We start from the raw sequence: 21,846 nt of genomic DNA on the forward strand, positions 1-21,846 counted from the left end.
CCGTTAGCGTGTTGCATACTGCGTATTCGAAACATGATTCAGTTTACGCAAAGCCCACTGTAAACACAGATTGATTAGTTCTGAGGACAGAATTAAACTACATCAGTCAAAAATATAAAAACGCGTTACCTGGAGAATACACATGTCAGCTCAGTTTGATCATGTATCTGTTGTAAAAAAGTCGAATGTCTATTTTGGTGGGCAATGCATCAGTCATACGGTGCAATTTGAAGACGGTACCAAAAAAACCTTAGGGGTAATTTTACCGACCGAACAAGCCTTGATTTTCGAAACGCATGTGCCTGAACGTATGGAAATTATTTCAGGTGAATGTCGTGTCAAAATTGCCGATAGCGAAGAAAGTGAATTATTCCGCGCTGGTCAGTCATTCTATGTGCCTGGCAATAGCCGTTTCAGCATTGAAACCGACGAAGTGCTTGATTACGTGTGTCACTTAGAAGGTTAATCAAGCGATCAATAGGGTATTAACTGAGTTATCAATTTTTCCTGCTTGAACACTCAAAAGGTCGGAATTGAATTAACAAATTTTCACCTGAATCGGTTAAACTAGATCTGATTGAAATCCTGTGAAGTCAGCTTTGCAGGATTTTTCGTTTTCGCTGGTTTATAGGTGTAATTAATTAGAGGTCGTTCATGGCAAAACCTGAATATTATTATGGCGTTCACTCGGTGGAGTCATTATTGGAGCTTGAGCCAGAGCGAGTTTTAACTCTTTTTACTTTAAAAGGACGTGATGATCAGCGTTTACAAAAAATTTTAGAACTTGCCGAACCATTTGGCATTAGTGTGCAAAAAGCCAGTCGTGACAGCTTGGAAAAACTGGCAGGTTTGCCGTTTCATCAAGGGGTGGTGGCTGCAGTGCGCCCCCATCCAACCCTGAATGAAAAAGACTTGGACACCTTGTTGCAGGCCGATAGTAAGCCTTTACTTTTGGCGCTAGACCAAGTCACTGACCCACATAATTTAGGCGCGTGTATTCGTACTGCTGCAGCCATGGGTGTTGCTGCCGTGATTGTGCCGCGTGATCGTTCAGCAAGTTTAACTCCAACTGCACGCAAAGTGGCTGCAGGTGGCGCTGAAAAAGTTAAATTTATCCAAGTCACTAATTTGGCACGTACTTTGGCACATTTGAAACAAGAATTTAATGTGCGCGTGGTAGGGACAATGCTGGATGAAAAAGCTTTACCAATTCAGCAATTTGATTTTACAGGCACAGCAGTATGCGTGGTGATGGGCGCAGAAGATACAGGTTTACGCCCAATTACCCAGTCACAATGTGATCAAACCGTATTTATTCCAATGGCAGGAAATCTGCAAAGTCTGAATGTTAGTGTTGCAGCAGGCATGACATTGTATGAAGCTTGCCGTCAGCGTCAGGCTTAATTGCTGATTTTTGTATTTGCTATTCTATTGATGTCTTCAACACTGTGATTCGTCTGTCTCCCCAAAAGCAAGGTTATGCTTTGGTATTTGTTACCATGTGCATTTGGGGTGGTTTTACCCTAACTGCTCGGCTGAATGCACAATGGCAGATCAGCGCTTGGGATATTACCGCCTTACGTTTTGCTTTGGCTTTTTGTATTTTAATGCCGATTCTTATCTGGAAAAAAGATACCGAATTTTTATGGAAAAAAGAGCCTTTTATTTTGGCAATGATTGGTGGAGTAGGCTATTGCCTGACTGCGTATAGTGCTTTTCATTATGTGCCAGCTGCTCATGCTGCCATTTTTCTAAATGGTTGTATTCCTGTTTGTACCGCCATTGCGGCTTGGGTATTATTTCGAATACCTTTTGATCGCCATACCTGGATCAGTATTGTGATTATGCTGACCGCCATTGGGGGTATGAGTGCGCTGATGTATCAAGAAACAGGCGTTGCTTTTGGGCTTGGGGATGGGTTGTTTTTCATGAGTGCCATTTGGTGGGGCGTGTTTACGGTTTTATTAAGACAATGGAAGCTCTCTGCTTGGCATGCTATGGCAGGTGTCGCCATTTGGTCGGCGATAGTCTATGTCCCGATTTATTTACTGTTTTTCCCAAAACAACTCAGCACACCCGAACCGATTCATTTATTGCTGCAAACTATTTTTCATGGGGTATTTGTGGTGATCATCGCAACCCTTAGCTATGTCGAGGCAATTAAGCGTTTGGGAGCATTCAAAACTGGCAGTATTGTGACCTTGGCGCCGTTTATCGCTGCGATTTTTGCTGTTCCATTATTAGGTGAGCCGTTGAGTCTAGCAATTGTATGCGGTTTGATGGGTATGGGGTTTGGCGCTTTGCAACCTTGGCGTTGGTGGGCCCGACCTGACAGCTTAAAAGCTCAACTTGAACAGCAAAAACAACAGTCAGATTAATTTGCTTACTGCATCGCTCGCTTTAAATACTGCTGATGCAATACTTCAAGTTTGCTATACAAATGATCTAAATGCCCATCGTTCAGCACAATATCATTGGCCAGGCGTTGTTTTTCAGCACGTGGCATTTGTGCTTGAATAATTTTATGAATTTGTTCAACTGTTTGACCATCACGTTGTGAGGCGCGGTGAATTTGTAGTGCTTCAGTGGCATCAATCAATAATGTATGTTGGGTCAATTGATGTTGATTGGTTTCAAACAAGAGTGGTGAAACCAAAACCACGTAGGGGCTGTTGGCAGCATTTAATTGTTGGATAATCGATTCACGAATTGCAGGGTGGGTGATTTTTTCAAGTGCTTGTCGTGCACTTGGTTCTTTGAAAATATATTCACGTAGGGCGCGACGATCTAGTTCACCATTTTCAAGTAAAACCCAATCGCCAAAGTGTTGTTGAATTTGCTTTAAGGTAGATTGTCCTTTTTCGACCACTTCGCGTGCAACAACATCTGCATCGACTACAACAATGCCTTGGGTCTCGAACCATGCACTAGCTGCAGACTTGCCACTGCCAATTCCTCCTGTTAGACCCAAAACAAAACGCATGTGCTGTCCTTATTGTCCCAAATATACTTTCATGATTTGTTCGCCCCATAAAAAGGCAATCCAGCCCGCAATGGCGATATACGGACCAAACGCAAAGGGTTGGTTTTCTTTACGCACTTTTAACAGAATAATGCCAATAATCGCCCCGACTAAGGACGATAGCAGCACAATCAACGGCAACATCATTGGCCCCATCCATGCGCCTAAAGCGGCAAGGAGCTTGAAGTCACCATAGCCCATGCCTTCTTTACCTGTGACGATTTTAAACAGGTAATACACCACCCAAAGACACAGGAAGCCAATTACATAGCCCCAAATTGCCGACGTCGGCGAAGTATAAATGGCATAGCTGTTGACCGCCAAACCCAGTGCAGCCAAAGGCAAGGTATAACGGTCTGGCAAGAGTTGTGTATCGAAATCAATGAAGGTGAGTGCAATCAAAGTGTAAGTGAGCAGCAAACCAAACAGCATTTGTACGGTTGGGCCAAATACTGCAAGTACAACTAAGGCGCAAACAGCGGTTAATACTTCAACCAGTGGATAACGTATGCTGATCGGGTTTTGGCAGTTGCCACATTTACCGCGTAATACCAACCAACTCAGCACAGGAATATTTTGATACCAATGAATTGGGTGATGACATTTGGGGCAGGTCGATGCAGGTTTACTCAGGGTGATTTTACTTTCATCAATAATGGCTTGTTCAGGATGTAACAACATTTGACAGTCATTACGCCATTCCTGCTCCATCATTTTTGGGGTGCGATAAATTACCACATTCAAAAAACTGCCAATACATAAACTAAAAAGTCCAACTGCGATATAGAGCGCAGTTGGATTTTGAATAAAGTACGCGATTAATTCTTGCATTAAACCACAGAACCCATTTGGAAGATTGGAAGGTACATGGCGACAACTAAACCACCCACTAAAATACCCAAGACAGACATAATCAACGGCTCCATCATTGAGGTTAAACCATCTACTGCGTTGTCGACTTCGTTTTCATAGTGGGTTGCGACTTTATCTAGCATGGCATCTAGCGCACCTGATTCTTCACCAATGGCCACCATTTGTACCGCCATAGAGGGAAATTTATTGGTGACACGCATGGCAAATTGTAGCTGCTGACCTGTTGCGACATCCTCACGGATTTTCATCACCGCTTCTTCATAGACCACGTTATTGGTTGCCCCTGCTGTGGATTCTAAAGCATCAATTAAGGGTACACCTGCAGCAAAAGTAGTGGCTAAAGTACGGCTATAACGTGCAATAATGGCTTTATAAACCAAGTCACCAAAAATAGGCGCTTTCAGTGCCGCTTTGTCTAAGAAGTCACGGAATTTTTTACTGCGTTTTTTAGCTTCCAAGAAACCTGCGATGATGACCCCAATCACAATAATCAGAATAAACCAGTATTTCTGCATCCATTGTGACATGTTCACCACCATTTTAGTGAAGGCAGGCAAGTCTGCACCAAAAGAGCTAAACAACTCTTCAAATACGGGTACGACTTTCACCATCAAAATAATGGTCACAATCACGGCTACCACAATGACCGTTGCAGGGTATTTCATGGCTTTTTTAATTTTTTGTTTGAGTAACTCACTCTTTTCTTTATAGATCGCGACACGATCTAGCATGGTTTCAAGGGCACCCGATTGTTCACCAGATTCAACCAAAGAGCAGAATAGGTTGTCAAAATATTGAGGATATTTACGCAATGCGCCAGCAAAGGTATTCCCGCCTTCCACTTCACCTTTAATGCCTAAAACCACTTCACGCATGGCGGGGTTTTCAAGACCTTCGGCAACAATCTCAAAGCTTTGCACCAAAGGCACACCTGCTTTCATCATGGTGGCAAGCTGACGCGTGAAAATGGTGATGTCTAAGGTCGACACCCGTTTTTTCATTAAGCCTTCAAGAATATTCTTTTTCTTTTGGCGAATCGTCTTGATGGTAATCCCTTGTTTACGTAATGTGACCTTTGCTAAAGCCATATTACGCGCTGGAATTTCCCCTTTTAACTTAGCCCCTTTGCGGTCAATCCCTTCATAAACGAAGGTGGGCATCATCTGTGCTTTTTTGACAGCCATGCGTATTTATCCTTATTTTAAATTTTACAACTATTCACTGGTCACACGATTGACTTCTTGCAATGAAGTCACCCCCTGCATGACCTTAAGTAACCCCGAACGACGCAGATTGTTAAACCCCGATTTTGCTGACGCATCAGCAATTTGGATGGCATTACCATCCTCCATAATAATTCTGGAAATTTCTGGTGTGACTTTCATCACTTCATAAACACCAACACGTCCTTTATAACCTTCACGGCATTCAGAACAGCCTACAGGTTGATAGACCTGAAATTCTGGATTGCTCAAATCGGCTTCAGTGAAGCCCATTTCCAATAAACTTTGTCTTGGAATGTCAGAAGGTGCTTTGCAATGCGGGCATAGGCGTCGTGCCAAACGCTGCGCAATGACGAGGTTCACCGAAGTTGCAATGTTAAAGGAGGGAACGCCCATATTGCGTAAACGCGTTAAAGTTTCTGGTGCACTGTTGGTGTGTAGGGTAGATAAAACCATGTGACCTGTTTGGGCTGCTTTAATTGCAATTTCTGCAGTTTCAAGGTCACGAATCTCACCCACCATGACAATATCAGGGTCTTGACGTAAGAAAGATTTCAGAGCGGCTGCGAAGGTTAGGCCCACTTTATTGTTAACGTTAACCTGATTGATACCTTCTAAGTTAATTTCCACTGGGTCTTCGGCGGTGGAAATGTTGGTATCTTCTCTGTTTAAGATATTTAAGCCTGTATATAGCGATACCGTTTTACCCGAACCCGTTGGACCTGTAATCAGTAACATGCCTTGCGGTTTCTCTAAAGCTTCCATGAACAATTCTTTTTGTTCTGGTTCATAACCCAAAGCGTCAATCCCAAGCATCGCACTAGATGGGTCAAGAATACGCAGTACAATTTTTTCACCGAACAAGGTTGGCAACGAGTTCACACGGAAGTCGATGGACTTGTTTTTAGATAGTTTTAATTTAATACGACCATCTTGCGGTACACGTTTTTCAGAAATATCCATTTGGGACATCACTTTTAAACGTGATGCCAAGCGGTTGGCTAACTGTAAGGGTGGTGTGGCAATTTGACGTAATACACCATCGACACGATAACGCACTCGATAGGTTTTTTCATACGGTTCAAAATGTAAGTCCGAAGCGCCCATGCGAATTGCATCAATCAGTAATTTGTTGATGTATTTAACAATTGGGGATTCATCACCCTGCGGTTCATCTTCTGCAGCTTGTTCTGGTTCGCTATTGCCATCTTCAAAGTTGAGATCGAAGTCATCATCTTCAAATTCAAAGCTAGATTCGTTGGCAAAGTTCTGTTCAATCAGTTTTACCAATTTGTCATGTTCAACTACAATGGCTTCAACATTCATTTTACTGTTGAAACGAATTGCATCCATTGCTTCGATATTGGTGGGGTTACTGGTCGCAACGTAAAGCAGGTGATTACGCTTAAAAATAGGCAGTAGACAATATTTGCTGAACAGTTTTTCATCGATGCCTTCACGCACAATCAAAGCGGAATCATAGACACTCAAGTCAAAAATAGGTTCACCAAACTCATTGGAAATTTTTTCAGCAATCAGCAGAGGTGAAATATTTAAGTTCTGAATTAGATAGGGAACAATATCTACTTTTTCTTTGTGAGCAGCCATAATGGCGGTTTGCATAGTCTCAGCAGAAACGAGCCCGTCTTCGACCAAACGTCGAATAAAACCTGTGAATTTAGGTGTAGCTTGTTGTACTGACATTCCCCAACGTCCTCAAAATCAAGATTGTTTATAATTGGTATCTTTAAAATTATACTTTTGTTGCACAAAAATACCATATCTGAAAGTGCTGTCACCACCTAAGTATCGCCTAAAAGCATGAACCAGTTACATTAATCTGCTAAAAAAATTGTAAGTCCTGCCATGAAAAGATACTTCATGCAGCAGTTTGATGCAAAGCTTGCACAAAAAACTCAGCAGAAATGTGATTTGCGTGTAGAATGTGCGCGATTAAATGAATTGTTTTTGCAGGTTATTCTATGTCGGCTACGACGATTAAGCCTTGGGTGGTTGGCAATTGGAAGATGAATCCGATGCGTGCCGATGCTCAGCAACTTATTTCTGAATTTAAAAAATTATTACAAGACAGCCCTGTAGAGGCTGAAAAGTGTCATTTGGGGATTGCACCTGTCACTTTGGCTTTGACACAAACTCAAGCTGCTTTGAGTGAAGCAGTACGTCCTGTCTATACCGTTGCACAAGACCTGTCTCGTATTGCGGGTTTGGGTGCATATACGGGCGAAGTCAGTGCAGAATTGCTAAAAGACAGTCAAATTGATTATGTATTGGTTGGGCATTCAGAACGTCGTGAACTATTTGCAGACACACCAAGCATTTTGAATGAAAAAGTTAAAAATGCCTTGCAGGCTGGTTTGACTGTTATTTATTGTGTGGGGGAAAGTCTGCAACAACGTGAAAGTGGTCAGGCAGAGCAAGTTGTTTTGCAACAAATTTGTGATATTGCTGCCGTGGTTGACGCTGAGCAATGGCAACAGATTGTAATTGCCTATGAACCTATTTGGGCAATTGGCACAGGCAAGACAGCATCACCTGAAGATGCGCAAACCATGCATGCAAAAATTCGTGAAGGTTTAAGTCAAATCACCGCTTATGCTGTGACTCTACCGATTTTATATGGTGGTAGTGTAAAACCAGAAAATGCCGTAGAGTTAGCAGCCTGCCCAGACATTAATGGTGCTTTGGTCGGTGGTGCATCTTTAAATGCAGCATCGTTCCATCAAATTGCGCAAGCCTTTGCAAATACAAAATAATGAGGAGTTCAGCATGCAAACATTTGTGCTGGTAGTACATATTATCTTAGCCATTTTAATGATTGGACTAATTTTGGTTCAGCATGGTAAAGGTGCAGATGCAGGCGCTTCTTTTGGTGGCGGTGGTGCGGCAACCGTATTTGGTGCGTCAGGCTCAGGCAACTTTTTAACGCGTTTAACTGCAATTTTGACAGCGTTGTTTTTTGCAACGAGTTTAACTTTAGCGGTGTTTGCCAAGAAACAAACCACAGGTGCATATAGTTTGCAGACTGTGCAAACGACTGCCCCTGCACAGCCAGTATCGCCTGAAACTTCACCAACTGCGCCTAAAAGCGCTGAATAATTTTATTTAGCACTTTCTTTTTTCGCATGATGCGACTAGAATGCGTCACAGCTGCGGTGGTGGTGGAATTGGTAGACACGCTACCTTGAGGTGGTAGTGCTTTCGGGCGTGGGGGTTCAAGTCCCCCCTTCCGCACCAACTTATAATCCAGAAAACATAAGTTGGTGTTAAGCAGCAAATCTGTTGATGCGGGATGGAGCAGTCTGGTAGCTCGTCGGGCTCATAACCCGAAGGTCGTTGGTTCAAATCCAGCTCCCGCTACCAATCAATCCTAAGCTTTTGGTAAATTAAGCGTGGGCGACTTAAATTTTTTTGGGTTGAGATAAGTATTTACATTTTGTTGCGGGATGGAGCAGTCTGGTAGCTCGTCGGGCTCATAACCCGAAGGTCGTTGGTTCAAATCCAGCTCCCGCTACCAAAATCTGACTAAGGTGCAACTTAAGTCAGGCAAATATGAGAAGTTTGATTGAAAACTTATTCATTTTTGTATATAATTTTTTGCACGTTGATGCGGGATGGAGCAGTCTGGTAGCTCGTCGGGCTCATAACCCGAAGGTCGTTGGTTCAAATCCAGCTCCCGCTACCAAGTTTCTAATGCTGTGGTACGTTAGTTTTAGTTGATTGAATTCAGCACAATAAACTAGCAAAGATGGTTAGATTTAGTCTAATCCCCACAGCCAAGTTTCTAAAGAGGCTCACAACTAGGTGGGCCTTTTTGCACAGTGGATATAGGTTTTACTGTGCAAGAATAGGGGCGATTACGCCCTTTTTTATTGGCTATCGTGTAGTGTCGATACAAGCCGTGCGCGGCCTAAAGTCAAAGTGTCATGTTTCACTACTACTATAGTTTGTATGAATGTGTAGTGGTCAAATAAGACCATTGAACCGCAGCAGAATGACGAGAGTAAATGAAGCTATCAAATAAAACTCAAGCACTTCAGGACTTAATTGCGCCAGCAGTGCAAGCATGTGATGTGGATCTTTGGGGAATCGAGTTTATTCCACAAGGTAAGCGTTCTTTGTTACGTATTTATATCGACAAAGCTGTCGATGAAAATGCAGAACCTGTCTTAAATGAAGATGGCGAATTAGAGCAAGGTCGTGGTATTGGTGTGCAAGATTGTGTACGTGTAACCCAGCAAGTTGGTGCAATGCTTGATGTGCATGATCCAATTTCAGGTGAATATGCACTTGAAGTGTCATCACCTGGTTGGGATCGTCCATTTTTCCAATTAGAGCAATTGCCTGCGTATATTGGGCATACTATTGCGTTACGTTTAATCAGTGCTGTAGAAAACCGTCGTAAATTTCAAGCGAAATTGGTTGCTGTAGATCTGGAAAATGAAACCATTCAGGTCGAAGTGGAAAAACAGCAGGTATTGGAGATTGACAGTCACAATATTGATAAAGCAAACCTGATTTACCAGGATTAACCAAATTAATAAGAATCTGAACGAATAGGTGACTTATGGCACGTGAAATTCTTACCGTCGTTGAAACGGTTAGTAACGAAAAAGGTGTAAGTCGTGAGGCAATTTTTGAGGCGCTTGAACAGGCTCTTGTTGCTGCGACGAAAAAGAAATTCTATGAAGGCACAAACTCAGAAGAAGCACGCTTACGTGTGGAAATTGATCGTAAAACAGGTGACTACAGAACTTTCCGTCAGTGGGAAGTGGTGGCAGATGAAGATCATGAAATGCCTGCATGCCAAGATGCAATTTCTGATGTAGACCCTGCACAATGGTCAATTGGTGATATTCGCGAACTTGAAGTTGAGTCAATTGACTTCGGTCGTATTGCTGCGCAAATTGCCAAGCAAGTGATTGTGCAAAAAATTCGTGAAGCAGAACGCGCGTTGGTTGCAGATGCTTATGAAGCTAAAGTAGGCGAGCTGATTTACGGTGAAGTGAAAAAGCAAACCAAAGATGGCTTTATTATTGATTTAGGCGACAATGCAGAAGCATATTTGGCGCGTGAAGAAATGATTGCCAAAGAAATTTTGCGTCCTAAGCAGCGTGTGAATGCAATTTTGTACAGTGTGAACCGTGAAGGTCGTGGTGCTCAATTGTTGTTGTCACGTGCTAAGCCTGAAATGCTGATTGCTTTGATGAAAAAAGAAATTCCAGAAATTTCTGAAGAAATCATCGAGATTAAAGCGGCAGCGCGTCAGCCTGGTGTGCGTGCAAAAATTGCAGTAAAAACCAACGACCACCGTATTGACCCTGTAGGTGCATGTATTGGTATGCGTGGTACACGTATCCAAGCGGTACAGCAAGAGTTAAATGGTGAGCGTATTGATGTTGTGGTGTGGTCTGATGATCCTGCACAATATATCGCCAGTGCTTTAGAGCCAGCCGATGTATCGGGTATTGTGATCGATGAAGAAGAACGTACTGCTGATATTATTTTCGCCACTAGCGATCAGTTAGCGCGTGCCATTGGTTCACAAGGTCAAAACGTACGTTTAGCCTCTGAACTCACAGGTTACAAGCTGAACATGATGCTTGAAGAAGAGTATCACGCACGTCAGCAAAATGAAGCGCAACAATACTTGGACTTGTTTGTTTCACGTCTAGACATTGCTGAAGATTTGGCGATGGCATTGGTAGAAATGGGCTTCACTTCATTAGAAGAAATTGCGTATGTTCCTGCGGAAACATTTGACGAAATTGATTTAGATGAAGAACTTGTTGAAATGTTACAAAGTCGTGCCAAAGAAGTGGCTTTGGCAGATGCATTGCAACAGCAAGAAAATATCCAAGATCCGAGTGAAGAACTTCTAGCAATGGAAGGCATGACACAAGAGATCGCTTATGCGCTTGCCGCTCGTGGTGTCATTACAGTTGATGATTTAGCTGACCAAGCGACTGACGATATCGAAGATATTGAAGGTTTAGGTACAGAAAAAGCGGGTCAATTGATTATGAAAGCGCGCGAATCATGGTTTAACTAGGAGGTAATATATGACGGACAAGTCGATTAAAGAGTTAGCGCTCAGTGTAGGTCGTCCAGTTGAGAAACTCCTGGAACAGGTTCGTGACGCAGGTTTACCACAGCGTAATGCTGACGATATTATTTCCACGGAACAACAAAGTACCCTAGTGAACCATTTAAAAAAGGTTCACGGTCAAGAGGGTAAAGCAGGACAAATCACGTTGAAACGTAAAACCACCAGTACCGCTAAAGTGGCAAGTACTTCGGGCAAAGCGAAAACGATTAATGTACAAGTTCGCAAAAAGCATACATTTACAAAGCCTGATCCTGAACAGATTAAAGCGGAAGCACTGGCAAAAGCACAGGCAGAAGCAGCTGAAAAAGCGCAAGCAGAACAGCAAGCTCGTGCCGTGACAGAAAAGAGCAATGCAAAAGCAGATGCGCCTCAAGCAGGTGCTGTAAAAGCGAAACAAGCTTTAGATGCAATGCGTGCAGCAGCGAAGCAAGAAACAGCTAAGCAAGAAGTTGCGAAAGCTGCGGTTGTGGTGAAACGTAAGTCAACCAACAAGCCAATTGTGAAGCAAGCAGTAAAAGTCACTGAAACACCTGAGCAAAAGAAAGCGCGTGAAGCGCAAGCAGCTCAGTTGAAAGCGACTGAAGAAGCGGCACGTCGTAAAGCGGCTGAAGAAGCACAGCAACGTACGCTTGAGCAAATGCGTCAGATGGCATCTAAATACTCAAATGAAGATGCCACCGCGACTATTCGTGTTGTAGATGATTCTCCATTGGCGGCTGGTCTTGTGGGTCAGGCATATGAAGATTCATTTGCTAAAGAAGACCGCGAAATTAAGCGTGGTACCAGTACCACTAATACACGTTCACCGAAAAAAGGTGGTCGTCGTGGTCAGGAAGAGCAATCTTTCAGCCAAAATCCACATAAACGCGGTTTGAAAACGAGCCAAGCCAACAAGCACGGCTTTGAAAAACCAGTTAAAAAACAAGTGTATGATGTTGAAATTGGTGCAACGATTGTGGTTGCTGACTTGGCTGCAAAAATGGCAGTTAAAGTCCGTGAGGTGATTAAATCACTCATGAAAATGGGTGAGTTAGTTACACAAAATCAAGCGATTGAGCAAGAAGTTGCGGCACTTGTGGTTGAAGAAATGGGTCATAACCCAGTTTTAGTATCGGATACGCAAGCTGAAGATAACTTACTTGAAGCAGCTGAAGAGGCACGTGGTGTTCAAACAACACGTCCACCAGTGGTGACCATCATGGGTCACGTTGACCATGGTAAGACGTCGTTACTTGACCGTATTCGTCGTGCCAAAGTGGCTGCAGGCGAAGCGGGTGGTATTACCCAGCACATTGGTGCATACCACGTGCAAACCGAGAAAGGTATTATCACTTTCTTGGATACACCGGGACACGCAGCGTTTACCGCAATGCGTTCACGTGGTGCGAAAGCAACAGATATCGTGGTATTGGTAGTTGCTGCAGATGATGGTGTGATGCCACAAACTGCAGAAGCCATTGACCATGCGCGTGCAGCGGGTACGCCAATCATTGTTGCCATTAACAAAATGGACAAAGAGTCAGCTGATCCAGACCGCGTATTGAATGAATTGACCACTAAACAAATCGTACCTGAACAATGGGGCGGTGACGTACCTGTCGCAATGGTTTCAGCGCATTCAGGTCAAGGTATTGATGAACTTCTTGACTTAATTTCAATTCAAGCAGAAATGATGGAATTGAAAGCATCTGAAGAAGGTGCAGCGCAAGGTGTGGTGATTGAAGCGCGTGTAGATAAAGGTCGTGGTGCAGTGACTTCAATTCTGGTACAAAATGGTACTTTGAATGTAGGTGACTTGGTACTTGCAGGCTCATCTTATGGCCGCGTTCGTGCCATGACTGATGAAAACGGTAAGCGTATTAAATCTGCAGGCCCTTCAATTCCAGTTGAAATTTTAGGTTTACCTGAAGCGCCAATGGCGGGTGATGAAGTTCTTGTTGTAAATGACGAGAAGAAAGCACGTGAAGTTGCCGATGCGCGTATGGATCGTGAGCGTCAAAAACGTCTTGAGCGTCAAAGCGCGATGCGTCTTGAAAACATCATGGCATCTATGGGCAAAAAAGATGTTCCATTTGTCAATGTGGTCTTGAAGACAGATGTACGTGGTACTTTGGAAGCCTTGATTGTTGCCTTGGGCGAGTTGTCCACCGATGAAGTACGTGTACGTGTGATTGGTTCAGGCGTAGGTGCAATCACCGAGTCTGACGTTACGCTTGCAGAATCTTCAGAAGCTGTATTACTGGGCTTTAACGTACGTGCTGACAATACTGCGCGTCAAAAAGCCGATGCGGATGGCATTGACATTCGTTACTACAGTATCATCTATCAATTAATTGATGATGTGAAAGATGCAATGAGCGGTAAGCTTGCACCTGAACATCGTGAAACTATTTTGGGTGTTGCAGAAGTGCGTGAAGTGTTCCACTCGAGTAAGTTTGGGGCAGCCGCAGGTTGTATGGTACTTGAAGGTGTACTTCACCGTAACAAACCAATTCGCGTATTGCGTGATGATGTGGTGGTATTCCAAGGTGAGCTTGAGTCACTTCGTCGTTATAAAGAAGTGGTCGAAGAAGTTCGCGCAGGTATGGAATGTGGTCTTGCAGTGAAAGGCTATAAAGACATCAAACCACTTGATAAGATTGAAGTGTACGATGTTCAATTGATTAAACGGAGTCTTTAATGGCGGGTAGTCAACGTCTGAAGCGTATGGCGGATACAGTACAGCGCGAGCTGTCAGAACTGATTCGCCAAGAGCTGAAAGATCCACGCCTAGGTGGTCTGGTGACCATCTCTGCGGTGAAGGTGAGCCCAGACTTAGGATATGCCGAAGTGTACGTGACCGTCATGGGACGTGAATTAGGCGATGAGCAAAGCGAAGCGGCAAATAAAGAAACCTTGGATGTGTTGAATAAAGCATCGGGCTTCTTGCGCCATGAGTTAAGCCGTCGTATTAAGACACGTATTACCCCACGTTTGCGTTTTCACTACGATAAAACCAATGCCTACGGTAACTATATGTTTGGTTTGATTGCAGAAGCGGTAAAAGATTTACCTCCTGCAGCACCTAAGCAAGATGAAGAATAACTCAGTAATAAAAAATGCCACCTTCGGGTGGCATTTTTTTGTCTATCAGAATCAATGAATGTTTATCTATCATGTTTGAGCTTTTGCAATGTAAGCAAGATCATATGGGATACGATGCTTTTTTTTGCTCTACACCAAATCATCATTAGATTTTTTTTCGTAGCGACGTAAATTACGACGTTGGCGTTGCCACGGTAATGGACGATCTAAGGTTTCAGGCACATTACCACTCATCGAACGTAAACGTAAATGAAGTGCGGCCTGCGCCATTAAATTGGCAGAAACAGGTGCGGTAATAAATGCAAATAGGGTGATTAAGACTTCTGGAAAGCCAAATCGTCCTTCAAATGCCGCATAAATAATGGCTGCAATTAAGAAACTGCCTAGTCCTAAAGTGCTGGATTTTGTAGGGGCATGTAGTCGCATAAATAAGTCGGGCAGGCGAACCATGCCGATGCCGCCCACCAACATGAAAAAGGCGCCAATGATTAAAAAGAATGACACTAAAATTTCCATGAATAATTGCATGTTCATTCTCCTTAATCAATCACATGACCGCTTGTGAAATAACGCGCCAGTGCAGCAGTAGATACAAATCCTAGCATCGCCACCAATAATGCACCTTCAAAAAAGGAGGTGGTACTCCAAAAGATACCCAAAACTACCACCAAGCAGGTTGCATTTAAAAATAAGGTATCCAAGGCTAACAGGCGGTCCACAATTGAAGGGCCAATAATAAGACGGTATAGGCACAACAACATGGAAAGTGTAATCGCAACCATGCAGATTCCAAGTGCATAAGGCAGAATCATCATTGCTTTTCTCCTGACTGCGCATCAAAAATTTCAATCAGTGGTTTTTCATAACGATTTTTGATGTCTTGAATATCTACACTTTCATCTGTAGTGTTTAAGGCATGTACCAAAATATCACCACGATCTTGGTCGATACCAGCCGTGACAGTACCAGGTGTGGTGGTAATGATCATCGCCAGAATACTGTTGACCTGTTCGTGCTGTGTTTCGAGAGGGACACGGAACCATTTTGGCTGCATGCGATCTGTTGGGCCAAGCACCAGTTTTGCGACACGAATATTACTAATCATAATATCCCAGACCACCACAAAGAATAAGCGAATGGCTGCAGTCCAGTTGATGTCTGGTGTACGTGTGATAAAGGGCTGGATCAATTTGGGAATTAATAGTGCCAAAACCAGTGCCATCAACAGATTTCCTGCAGAAACACTATGCGCCAACATCAGCCAACTCAGTGCCACCAATACAGATACAAACGGGTGTGGCAGCAGGTTGTCCCAAAACGAAGTTTTCGGTCTCGTTTTTTGCATGTTTAGGGCTCCGCAGGTTTGAGTTGAGTATCGCTAGGTTGCTGCGCTTCCTCACGATTTTGCTGTTGAATCTGACGTTGTTTATAGTCAGAAATATGCTCGCCTTCCAAGGTATTTGGATGAATCACGTATGGAATTAAATGTGCGTTGGCATCGATTGCTTCGCCACCGTACTTGGTTTCTGGTAAGTACAATGGATCATAAGGTTGTACGCTAATCACATTTGTAGCACGGTCTTTTTTCAGAATCAGAGCTTCATAGGCCGCATTATGTTGAATTTGCTGTGCAGTGTTCAGCATATATTGCTGAATTGGATTAGCAAATACTACGTACAATACCAAACCCGTCAAAAGTAAATAAATGACACGGTCATTTCGGGGCGGAGCAATTGCAGGCAATCTCTGATATTCATCATAGGCTTCAGTGCGTATATCATCTTCAGGTTTGGTCGCGCGCCAAAATAAAATAAAGCCGACGCGGGTGAAAGCAATAATACTAAGCAAGCTGACCAAGAGAATGATGCCAATAATCCAGCCTTGATGTGCCATATTGGCAGAGGCTTGCAAAATAAAGACCTTGCCCAAAAATCCACTAAATGGTGGTAAGCCCGCCATCATTAATGCAATCATGAAGTACGTGATAGCCAGTACTTTATGTTGCTTCATTTGTGGGGCAATGTTGAAGTGATCTTTAAATGCACCACGTTGAGAAGTAATCCAACCGCACAGCAAATAGAAAGCCGCTGCAATTAAGGTACTGTGTATCAAGTAATACAGTGCAGCTGACCATGCCTGTGTGTTCAGCATTGAAATAGCAATGAGGATGGTACCAATTGAAGACAGCATCATAAAACCGACAAAGCGACGTAAGCGCTCAGCACCAATCGCGCCAATGACTCCATACAGGGAAGTAATCAAACCAATCGTCAGTAAGCAGTCTTGTAAGATTTTATGGCTCAGCTCATCATCAAATACGGTTCCATTGACTCGCAAAATAGCATACACACCGACTTTGGTCATGATGGTGAACAAGGCTGCTACAGGAGTTGTTGCCACGGCATAGGTTTTAGGTAACCAAAAACCGACAGGAAGCATGGCAGCTTTAATACCAAACACCACAAATAGCAGTAAGCCACCTGCCACCGCAATTTTATGTGCATCAGCATCGAGTAGGGGAATTAGACGCGCCACATCGGTCATGTTTAAACTGCCGACACTACCGTAAATCATCCCTAAGCCAATTAGGAAGAGGGCAGAGGCTAATAGGTTGATGGTGACGTAATGAATCCCGAGTTGAAAACGTGCTTTGCCTTGACCGTGCAATAACAACACATAAGAAGCAAGGAGTAATACCTCAAAGAAAACGAACAGGTTAAACAAGTCACCTGTGAGGAATGCACCGCAAAGTCCCATGAGCAGGAAATGCACCATGGTGTGAAAATAGCGACCACGCTCATCCCATTTCTTGCTGGAAAACCAAAGCAATGGCAGAGCAAGTGAATAAGTCAGTACCAACATGAGGGCAGACAGTTGATCTAGCACTAAAATAATGCCAAATGGTGCCGCCCATTCGCTCAAATTATATATAATAATTTGTCCGCTGCTGACTTGAATTAAATAGCTGATCGCAGTGACTAAACCGAGCGTAGCAGAGAGCTGACTAATTCCACGACGCCATGGCTGACGCCAGTCATGTGAGAGTGAACCAAAGCCCGGATTGCCTAATAGCACCAAAATAAATGCGGTAAAGGTTGGAATCAGGATGCTAAAGATCGGTGAATGCTGTAGCCAAAATTGGAGGAAATCATTCATTATGGCTCATCCTCACGTGGGTCAAGCAGTGGATGTTCTTCTTTGGCATCGACGTGGTCTGTCCCTGTTTCATAACGGCTACGCAGCGCCAATTGCACAATAAATGCAGTGGTGGCAAAGCCAATCACAATTGCAGTTAACACTAAGGCTTGTGGTAATGGGTCAGTGACTTTCGTGGCTTCAGTCAAAATTGCAGGCGCATTGAGTTGAATACGCCCCATGCTGAATAAGAAAATATTGACTGCATAACCAATCATGGCCAAGCCCAAAACAACCGGAAAGGTACGGGCACGTAAAATTAAATAGATTCCTGTCGCGACTAATATTCCAATGGCAGACGCAATTAAAAACTCAATACTAATCATTGCATTACTCCTTTGGAAGTGGGCCAGACATGCCTGAGTGACGGGAGTCGCCCAGGACCGAAATCATCAACATGACCGCGCCAACCACCGTGACATACACGCCCACATCAAATAAGGCAGCTGAAGCGAGGTGCATTTCACCAATGATTGGAGGATTGACATAAATATGTGCGCTAGTGAGGAAAGGACGTCCCCAGAACCATGCAGCAAGTCCTGTCAGACCTGCAATGCTTAAACCCACTCCAATCCAGATTTCGTATAAACGTCCAGATTTGGCTTTGAGCATTTGCTCGGTCTGGTCTTGACCAAGCGCAATGTATTGGATGATTAGTGCCATTGAGGTAATTAAGCCAGCAATAAAGCCACCACCCGGTAAGTTGTGACCACGCAAGAAAATATACAGACTGACCACAAGGGCGATCGGTAAAATCCATGAGGCCGTAATACGTAGCATTAACGGCGAAGGATTAAAGCGATAGGTTAAACCCTGTGTCATGATGGTGCCGTGCGCACGCATACCATCCATTAAGCACAGCGTACCAATCGCGGCAATGCCCAAGACGGTAATTTCACCAAAGGTATCGAAACCACGGAAATCCACCAAAATGACGTTGACCACGTTGGTTCCGCCACCGAGTGGAATGGATTGCTGATTAAAGAACCATGAAATTGAATTATGGTCGCGGGTCATCACCAGCCATGCAATCCAGCCGATACCGATACCGCCACCAATCGCAATGAAGGCATCTCGCCAGCGACGTGAACGGCTTGACTCATACGGGGTCAATTGTGGGAGCAAGGATAGACTCATGAGCAATAAAACAGTGGTGACAACATCAACCGTGATTTGAGTTTGCGCCAAGTCGGGAGCAGACAGTCCCACAAAAACCATGGTGACGACCAAGCCAACTGCACCACTGATTAAGACGGCTTTGATGCGCTCATGGTGGAACCACAGCATCATCCAACAGGCAGAGAACAGCAACAACCATAAAACAATGGCAATCATAGGGGCATGTGTGAGTTCACGTGTACCAGTTGTTAAGCCCTGATTGAATAATGGTAGCGCGACCATGAAAACTGTAAAAACAATGATCCACACCAAATAGCTTTGAAGTGAACCGTTTTCGGTTTTGCGTTTAATTTTGCGAGAAACTTGTAGTAAATGTTTTAAGAATAATTCAAACAGCAGTTTGCCTTGGAATTGACCTAAATGTGGATCGAGGTCAATTTCACGGATTTTTCCACCTTTGGCGAGCGAGAAATAGAAGATGATCCCGCCAAGCAAAGCAATTGCACTCATTAGCAAGGGAAGGTTAAAGCCATGCCAAATTGCTAAATGTGTGCCTTCAAACTGTAACAGTTGGGTACTGGCACGAGTTGTGCTATTGACAATATGCTCGACCAATAAGGCAGGCATCAAGCCGACTAAAATACATAAAACCGCCAATAAAGTTGCGGGTGCACGCATGCCAAACGGGGGTTCGTGAGCTTCTTTGTTTGGAACATCTTTACCAATTGGGCCGTCAAAGAAAACGCCGTGTACCAAACGTATTGAATAGACCACTGCAAAAATACCCGCCAGTGTGGCAACAATTGCAGAAACCAACAGTACAGGGCCAGATAAGTTTGCTATCAGTTCGTTAAAGAACATTTCTTTGGATAGGAAGCCATTGGTTAAGGGTACGCCTGCCATAGAGGCCGCGGTAATCATGGTGAGGGTGGCGGTAAAGGGTAGCAGTTGCCATAAGCCACTAAGTTTACGTAAATCACGTGTGCCTGATTCGTGGTCGATAATTCCCGCAATCATAAACAGTGCCGCTTTAAATGTGGCGTGGTTGATGATGTGGAAAATTGCTGCAGCCACTGCCAACGGTGAACCAATGCCCAGTAAGCACATGATCAGACCTAAATGACTTATGGTGGAATACGCCAATAAGCCTTTTAAATCTTCTTTGAAAATGGCAAAGAATGCCGCCATACACAGGGTAAACAAACCAATAAAGGTGACTATGTTGTGATATAACGCGGCGCCTGCAAAAATTGGCAATAAGCGTGCTAGCAAGAAAATTCCTGCTTTGACCATTGTTGCGGAATGCAGATAGGCAGAAACAGGCGTGGGTGCAGCCATGGCATTGGGTAGCCAGAAGTGAAATGGAAATTGCGCACTTTTGGTAAATGCACCCAGTAAAATCAGCAATAAGGTTGGCACAAATAAATGATGGCTTTGAATTTGTTCAGTCATCATTAAAATTTGGTCAATTTGATAGGTGCCTGTAATTTGCGCCAATAACACAAAACCACCCAGCATGGCGAGTCCCCCCATGCCTGTAATGGTCAGTGCCATACGTGAGCCGCGTTGTGCCGCTTCGTAATTGCTCCAATAACCCACCAATAAGAAAGAGGAAATACTGGTCAGTTCCCAAAACGTCAGCAACAAAATCAGGTTATTGGAGAGCGAGATTCCCAACATGGCAGCCATAAACAGCATGAGGAGAAAATAGAGTTTACTGAGCGAGCTTTGCGGACTTAAATAATAATAGGCATAAATAAAAATGAGTGTGCCGATTCCTGTGATCAGCAAGGAGAATAATAAACCAAGCGCATCTAGACGAAAGCTTAAATCAATCCCCAATTGTGGCAGCCAAGACCATGTTTGAATGATCGTTTTGCCATTAAAGACTGCTTTTGCTTGAGTCAGGAGCAGAATAAGACTACTCAGACTGACGCCAATCGCCCCTAAAGCCGTTACCCCGCGTGAAAATTGTTTCAGCCACGAGACAAGGGTTGTGCCCAGTACTAACGGTAACAATATAATAATCGGTAGCACACTCATATCCATTGTCGTGAATAGGTCGAAAACCTAAAGGATGAATCTTATCTTCCAAGGATTACAGGACAGCAACACACCATCCAAAAGATTCAATCTTGAAAGCCAATCAGTTGTGTTAGTAAACACGTGGTCTATTGTTTTGATGAGCGTATTGTCGCAACTTAAACTCAAAACAAGATCATGCAAAAATAATTTTACATGGCTAGGCGGCTCAAGCAGCAAAAATATGCTGATCTTTCGCTGACGATGCAGCGAATTAGGTTGTGCTGGGTTTGGTTAAAGCTGTGTTAAAAATATGGAGATGTGTCAATTTACAACCTAGTTGAACTATGGATGAAGTTGATCTACATCGACCGCATTTTTTTTACAGCTCTCACCGCGTTTGAAAGGTCATTAGACACTATTCAAGATATAAAAAGTTGTATTGCGCAACTTTAGACACTACAGCAAAATCGGATTTTACTATAAAAGTTCAAAATTAATCTGATTTTATTACATGAATAAAACAACATCAATTTTTTTTCATTCAGCAAAGTCATTATATACCGTCCGATATAGGCGGGATAAAGTATTTCCTTGCTTTTTGTCCAAGTATGCGTTGAAAGACTTCGGCAATTAAGATTCAGGCAATTGATCAGGCGCTGGCACACTATCCAATTGTTGAAAGCGTTGTAGCAATTCCTGTTTTTGTTCGGCAGTTAAATGGTGTTGAATCTGTTGCCAAATTTCAGCCGTGCCTAATTGCGTTTGATTTTGTTCTTGTAGGCTGACTTCTTCTGCCCTGTGAGTGGTTTCCAACACATCGGCACAAATTTCTGCAAATTGCGGTTGTAAACTTTGCCATGCGATGGGATGTAACGGTTGATGTCCCAGTTTTAACATAGAAAGCGTTCCGATTCTCCAAAAGTTCGCTGTGGTTGCCTGTGGTCGCAATTTTTAAGCGGAGGAAAAGCTTGATATAGACGGGTCAGTATTTGTGCTGCTTGCTACTGATCGAGTTGATGATCCATTTAGTCAATCACCAAAATGCCATTTCCCTCGCGACACGGATATAACATGATGGGTACTTTCAATTTGCGTGTGGCTTGATAACTAGACTTTAACAACGAGTTTTGTCAGCGCTTTGATCGGCTAAAATAAGCGTAATGGGCAAGTCGTGAGCA

20 protein-coding genes and 4 tRNA genes are annotated in these 21,846 nt (G+C 43.6%); 13 read left to right on the forward strand and 11 right to left on the reverse strand.

The features are described 5' to 3' along the window. Window positions 1-142 precede the first annotated feature (142 nt). From ppnP to K1T76_RS01515, 3 genes are all read left to right on the forward strand, one after another. Window positions 143-466 carry a pyrimidine/purine nucleoside phosphorylase gene (gene ppnP / locus K1T76_RS01505; RefSeq protein WP_019836086.1) on the forward strand — a complete coding sequence of 108 codons (324 nt, stop codon included), beginning with the start codon at window positions 143-145 and terminating at the stop codon, window positions 464-466. Window positions 467-654: 188 nt separating this feature from the next. Further along, window positions 655-1,404, forward strand: a complete 750-nt coding sequence (rlmB, locus tag K1T76_RS01510; RefSeq protein WP_070154361.1) for a 23S rRNA (guanosine(2251)-2'-O)-methyltransferase RlmB — start codon at window positions 655-657, stop codon at window positions 1,402-1,404. Window positions 1,405-1,457: 53 nt separating this feature from the next. Further along, entirely contained in the window at window positions 1,458-2,378 is a 921-nt protein-coding gene (locus K1T76_RS01515; RefSeq protein ID WP_268259916.1) for a DMT family transporter, read from the forward strand. A gap of 5 nt (window positions 2,379-2,383) precedes the next feature. On the opposite strand, the gene coaE is transcribed toward K1T76_RS01515, so the two are convergent. Genes coaE through pilB form a run of 4 tightly spaced genes read right to left on the reverse strand, consistent with a single transcriptional unit; the run spans window position 2,384 to window position 6,822 of the window. Next, window positions 2,384-2,983 carry a dephospho-CoA kinase gene (gene coaE, locus K1T76_RS01520; RefSeq protein ID WP_230243929.1) on the reverse strand — a complete coding sequence of 200 codons (600 nt, stop codon included), beginning with the start codon at window positions 2,981-2,983 and terminating at the stop codon, window positions 2,384-2,386. A 9-nt stretch (window positions 2,984-2,992) separates the two neighbouring features. Further along, complete coding sequence (locus K1T76_RS14905; protein WP_070154364.1) at window positions 2,993-3,853, reverse strand: prepilin peptidase; 861 nt, start codon at window positions 3,851-3,853, stop codon at window positions 2,993-2,995. After that, a complete protein-coding gene (locus tag K1T76_RS01535) occupies window positions 3,853-5,079 on the reverse strand; it encodes a type II secretion system F family protein (RefSeq protein WP_019836082.1) in 1,227 nt (408 codons plus the stop codon). The genes K1T76_RS14905 and K1T76_RS01535 overlap by 1 nt, the downstream gene beginning before the upstream one ends. A 30-nt stretch (window positions 5,080-5,109) precedes the next feature. Continuing rightward, the gene (gene pilB, locus K1T76_RS01540) at window positions 5,110-6,822 is read right to left on the reverse strand and encodes a type IV-A pilus assembly ATPase PilB (RefSeq protein ID WP_070154366.1); all 1,713 of its coding nucleotides are present in this window, start codon (window positions 6,820-6,822) and stop codon (window positions 5,110-5,112) included. Between the two features lie 278 nt (window positions 6,823-7,100). Between pilB and tpiA the strand changes: the two genes are divergently transcribed. From tpiA to K1T76_RS01590, 10 genes are all read left to right on the forward strand, one after another. Beyond that, window positions 7,101-7,892 carry a triose-phosphate isomerase gene (tpiA, locus tag K1T76_RS01545; RefSeq protein ID WP_230243930.1) on the forward strand — a complete coding sequence of 264 codons (792 nt, stop codon included), beginning with the start codon at window positions 7,101-7,103 and terminating at the stop codon, window positions 7,890-7,892. Between the two features lie 13 nt (window positions 7,893-7,905). Further along, a complete protein-coding gene (gene secG / locus K1T76_RS01550) occupies window positions 7,906-8,235 on the forward strand; it encodes a preprotein translocase subunit SecG (RefSeq protein WP_004975868.1) in 330 nt (109 codons plus the stop codon). A gap of 53 nt (window positions 8,236-8,288) precedes the next feature. Further along, window positions 8,289-8,373: transfer RNA gene (locus K1T76_RS01555), tRNA-Leu, on the forward strand. 49 nt (window positions 8,374-8,422) lie between these two features. Further along, window positions 8,423-8,499: transfer RNA gene (locus K1T76_RS01560), tRNA-Met, on the forward strand. A gap of 77 nt (window positions 8,500-8,576) precedes the next feature. Next, window positions 8,577-8,653 (forward strand) — tRNA-Met (locus tag K1T76_RS01565). 91 nt (window positions 8,654-8,744) lie between these two features. Beyond that, window positions 8,745-8,821 (forward strand) — tRNA-Met (locus tag K1T76_RS01570). Window positions 8,822-9,143: 322 nt separating this feature from the next. Beyond that, window positions 9,144-9,668: a ribosome maturation factor RimP gene (gene rimP, locus K1T76_RS01575; protein ID WP_019836080.1), complete on the forward strand. Its 525-nt coding sequence runs from the start codon at window positions 9,144-9,146 to the stop codon at window positions 9,666-9,668. A gap of 35 nt (window positions 9,669-9,703) precedes the next feature. Continuing rightward, on the forward strand, window positions 9,704-11,188 hold the full coding sequence (gene nusA / locus K1T76_RS01580; RefSeq protein ID WP_019836079.1) for a transcription termination factor NusA: 1,485 nt from the start codon (window positions 9,704-9,706) through the stop codon (window positions 11,186-11,188). A gap of 10 nt (window positions 11,189-11,198) precedes the next feature. Continuing rightward, a complete protein-coding gene (infB, locus tag K1T76_RS01585) occupies window positions 11,199-13,925 on the forward strand; it encodes a translation initiation factor IF-2 (protein ID WP_019836078.1) in 2,727 nt (908 codons plus the stop codon). Then, entirely contained in the window at window positions 13,925-14,329 is a 405-nt protein-coding gene (locus K1T76_RS01590; RefSeq protein WP_019836077.1) for a ribosome-binding factor A, read from the forward strand. The genes infB and K1T76_RS01590 overlap by 1 nt, the downstream gene beginning before the upstream one ends. 129 nt (window positions 14,330-14,458) lie before the next feature. On the opposite strand, the gene K1T76_RS01595 is transcribed toward K1T76_RS01590, so the two are convergent. From K1T76_RS01595 to K1T76_RS01625, 7 genes are all read right to left on the reverse strand, one after another. Beyond that, window positions 14,459-14,857 (reverse strand): Na+/H+ antiporter subunit G, encoded by a 399-nt coding sequence (locus tag K1T76_RS01595; RefSeq protein ID WP_070154369.1) that lies wholly within the window; start codon window positions 14,855-14,857, stop codon window positions 14,459-14,461. An 11-nt stretch (window positions 14,858-14,868) separates the two neighbouring features. Further along, the gene (locus K1T76_RS01600) at window positions 14,869-15,144 is read right to left on the reverse strand and encodes a monovalent cation/H+ antiporter subunit F (protein WP_070154371.1); all 276 of its coding nucleotides are present in this window, start codon (window positions 15,142-15,144) and stop codon (window positions 14,869-14,871) included. After that, the gene (locus K1T76_RS01605) at window positions 15,141-15,674 is read right to left on the reverse strand and encodes a Na+/H+ antiporter subunit E (protein WP_180062016.1); all 534 of its coding nucleotides are present in this window, start codon (window positions 15,672-15,674) and stop codon (window positions 15,141-15,143) included. The genes K1T76_RS01600 and K1T76_RS01605 overlap by 4 nt, the downstream gene beginning before the upstream one ends. 2 nt (window positions 15,675-15,676) lie before the next feature. Beyond that, window positions 15,677-17,485, reverse strand: a complete 1,809-nt coding sequence (locus K1T76_RS01610; protein WP_180062015.1) for a monovalent cation/H+ antiporter subunit D — start codon at window positions 17,483-17,485, stop codon at window positions 15,677-15,679. Next, entirely contained in the window at window positions 17,485-17,850 is a 366-nt protein-coding gene (locus tag K1T76_RS01615; RefSeq protein WP_230243931.1) for a Na+/H+ antiporter subunit C, read from the reverse strand. Before K1T76_RS01615 ends, K1T76_RS01610 begins: the two co-directional genes overlap by 1 nt. Window positions 17,851-17,854: 4 nt before the next feature. Then, on the reverse strand, window positions 17,855-20,692 hold the full coding sequence (locus K1T76_RS01620; RefSeq protein ID WP_230243932.1) for a monovalent cation/H+ antiporter subunit A: 2,838 nt from the start codon (window positions 20,690-20,692) through the stop codon (window positions 17,855-17,857). A gap of 606 nt (window positions 20,693-21,298) precedes the next feature. Next, window positions 21,299-21,565, reverse strand: coding sequence for a hypothetical protein (locus K1T76_RS01625; RefSeq protein WP_019836070.1), 267 nt, complete (start codon window positions 21,563-21,565; stop codon window positions 21,299-21,301). Window positions 21,566-21,846 lie beyond the last annotated feature (281 nt).

This window comes from Acinetobacter sp. PW68 (assembly GCF_020982655.1).
Taxonomy (GTDB): Bacteria; Pseudomonadota; Gammaproteobacteria; order Pseudomonadales; family Moraxellaceae; genus Acinetobacter; species Acinetobacter towneri_A.

Excerpts from the sequence above, each read along its gene's own strand:
- ppnP (WP_019836086.1), top strand. The coding sequence starts at position 143 with ATGTCAGCTCAGTTTGATCATGTATCTGTTGTAAAAAAGTCGAATGTC.
- rlmB (WP_070154361.1), top strand. The coding sequence starts at position 655 with ATGGCAAAACCTGAATATTATTATGGCGTTCACTCGGTGGAGTCATTA.
- coaE (WP_230243929.1), bottom strand. The coding sequence starts at position 2,983 with ATGCGTTTTGTTTTGGGTCTAACAGGAGGAATTGGCAGTGGCAAGTCT.
- K1T76_RS14905 (WP_070154364.1), bottom strand. The coding sequence starts at position 3,853 with ATGCAAGAATTAATCGCGTACTTTATTCAAAATCCAACTGCGCTCTAT.
- K1T76_RS01535 (WP_019836082.1), bottom strand. The coding sequence starts at position 5,079 with ATGGCTGTCAAAAAAGCACAGATGATGCCCACCTTCGTTTATGAAGGG.
- pilB (WP_070154366.1), bottom strand. The coding sequence starts at position 6,822 with ATGTCAGTACAACAAGCTACACCTAAATTCACAGGTTTTATTCGACGT.
- tpiA (WP_230243930.1), top strand. The coding sequence starts at position 7,101 with ATGTCGGCTACGACGATTAAGCCTTGGGTGGTTGGCAATTGGAAGATG.
- secG (WP_004975868.1), top strand. The coding sequence starts at position 7,906 with ATGCAAACATTTGTGCTGGTAGTACATATTATCTTAGCCATTTTAATG.
- rimP (WP_019836080.1), top strand. The coding sequence starts at position 9,144 with ATGAAGCTATCAAATAAAACTCAAGCACTTCAGGACTTAATTGCGCCA.
- nusA (WP_019836079.1), top strand. The coding sequence starts at position 9,704 with ATGGCACGTGAAATTCTTACCGTCGTTGAAACGGTTAGTAACGAAAAA.
- infB (WP_019836078.1), top strand. The coding sequence starts at position 11,199 with ATGACGGACAAGTCGATTAAAGAGTTAGCGCTCAGTGTAGGTCGTCCA.
- K1T76_RS01590 (WP_019836077.1), top strand. The coding sequence starts at position 13,925 with ATGGCGGGTAGTCAACGTCTGAAGCGTATGGCGGATACAGTACAGCGC.
- K1T76_RS01595 (WP_070154369.1), bottom strand. The coding sequence starts at position 14,857 with ATGCAATTATTCATGGAAATTTTAGTGTCATTCTTTTTAATCATTGGC.
- K1T76_RS01600 (WP_070154371.1), bottom strand. The coding sequence starts at position 15,144 with ATGATGATTCTGCCTTATGCACTTGGAATCTGCATGGTTGCGATTACA.
- K1T76_RS01605 (WP_180062016.1), bottom strand. The coding sequence starts at position 15,674 with ATGCAAAAAACGAGACCGAAAACTTCGTTTTGGGACAACCTGCTGCCA.
- K1T76_RS01610 (WP_180062015.1), bottom strand. The coding sequence starts at position 17,485 with ATGAATGATTTCCTCCAATTTTGGCTACAGCATTCACCGATCTTTAGC.
- K1T76_RS01615 (WP_230243931.1), bottom strand. The coding sequence starts at position 17,850 with ATGATTAGTATTGAGTTTTTAATTGCGTCTGCCATTGGAATATTAGTC.
- K1T76_RS01620 (WP_230243932.1), bottom strand. The coding sequence starts at position 20,692 with ATGGATATGAGTGTGCTACCGATTATTATATTGTTACCGTTAGTACTG.
- K1T76_RS01625 (WP_019836070.1), bottom strand. The coding sequence starts at position 21,565 with ATGTTAAAACTGGGACATCAACCGTTACATCCCATCGCATGGCAAAGT.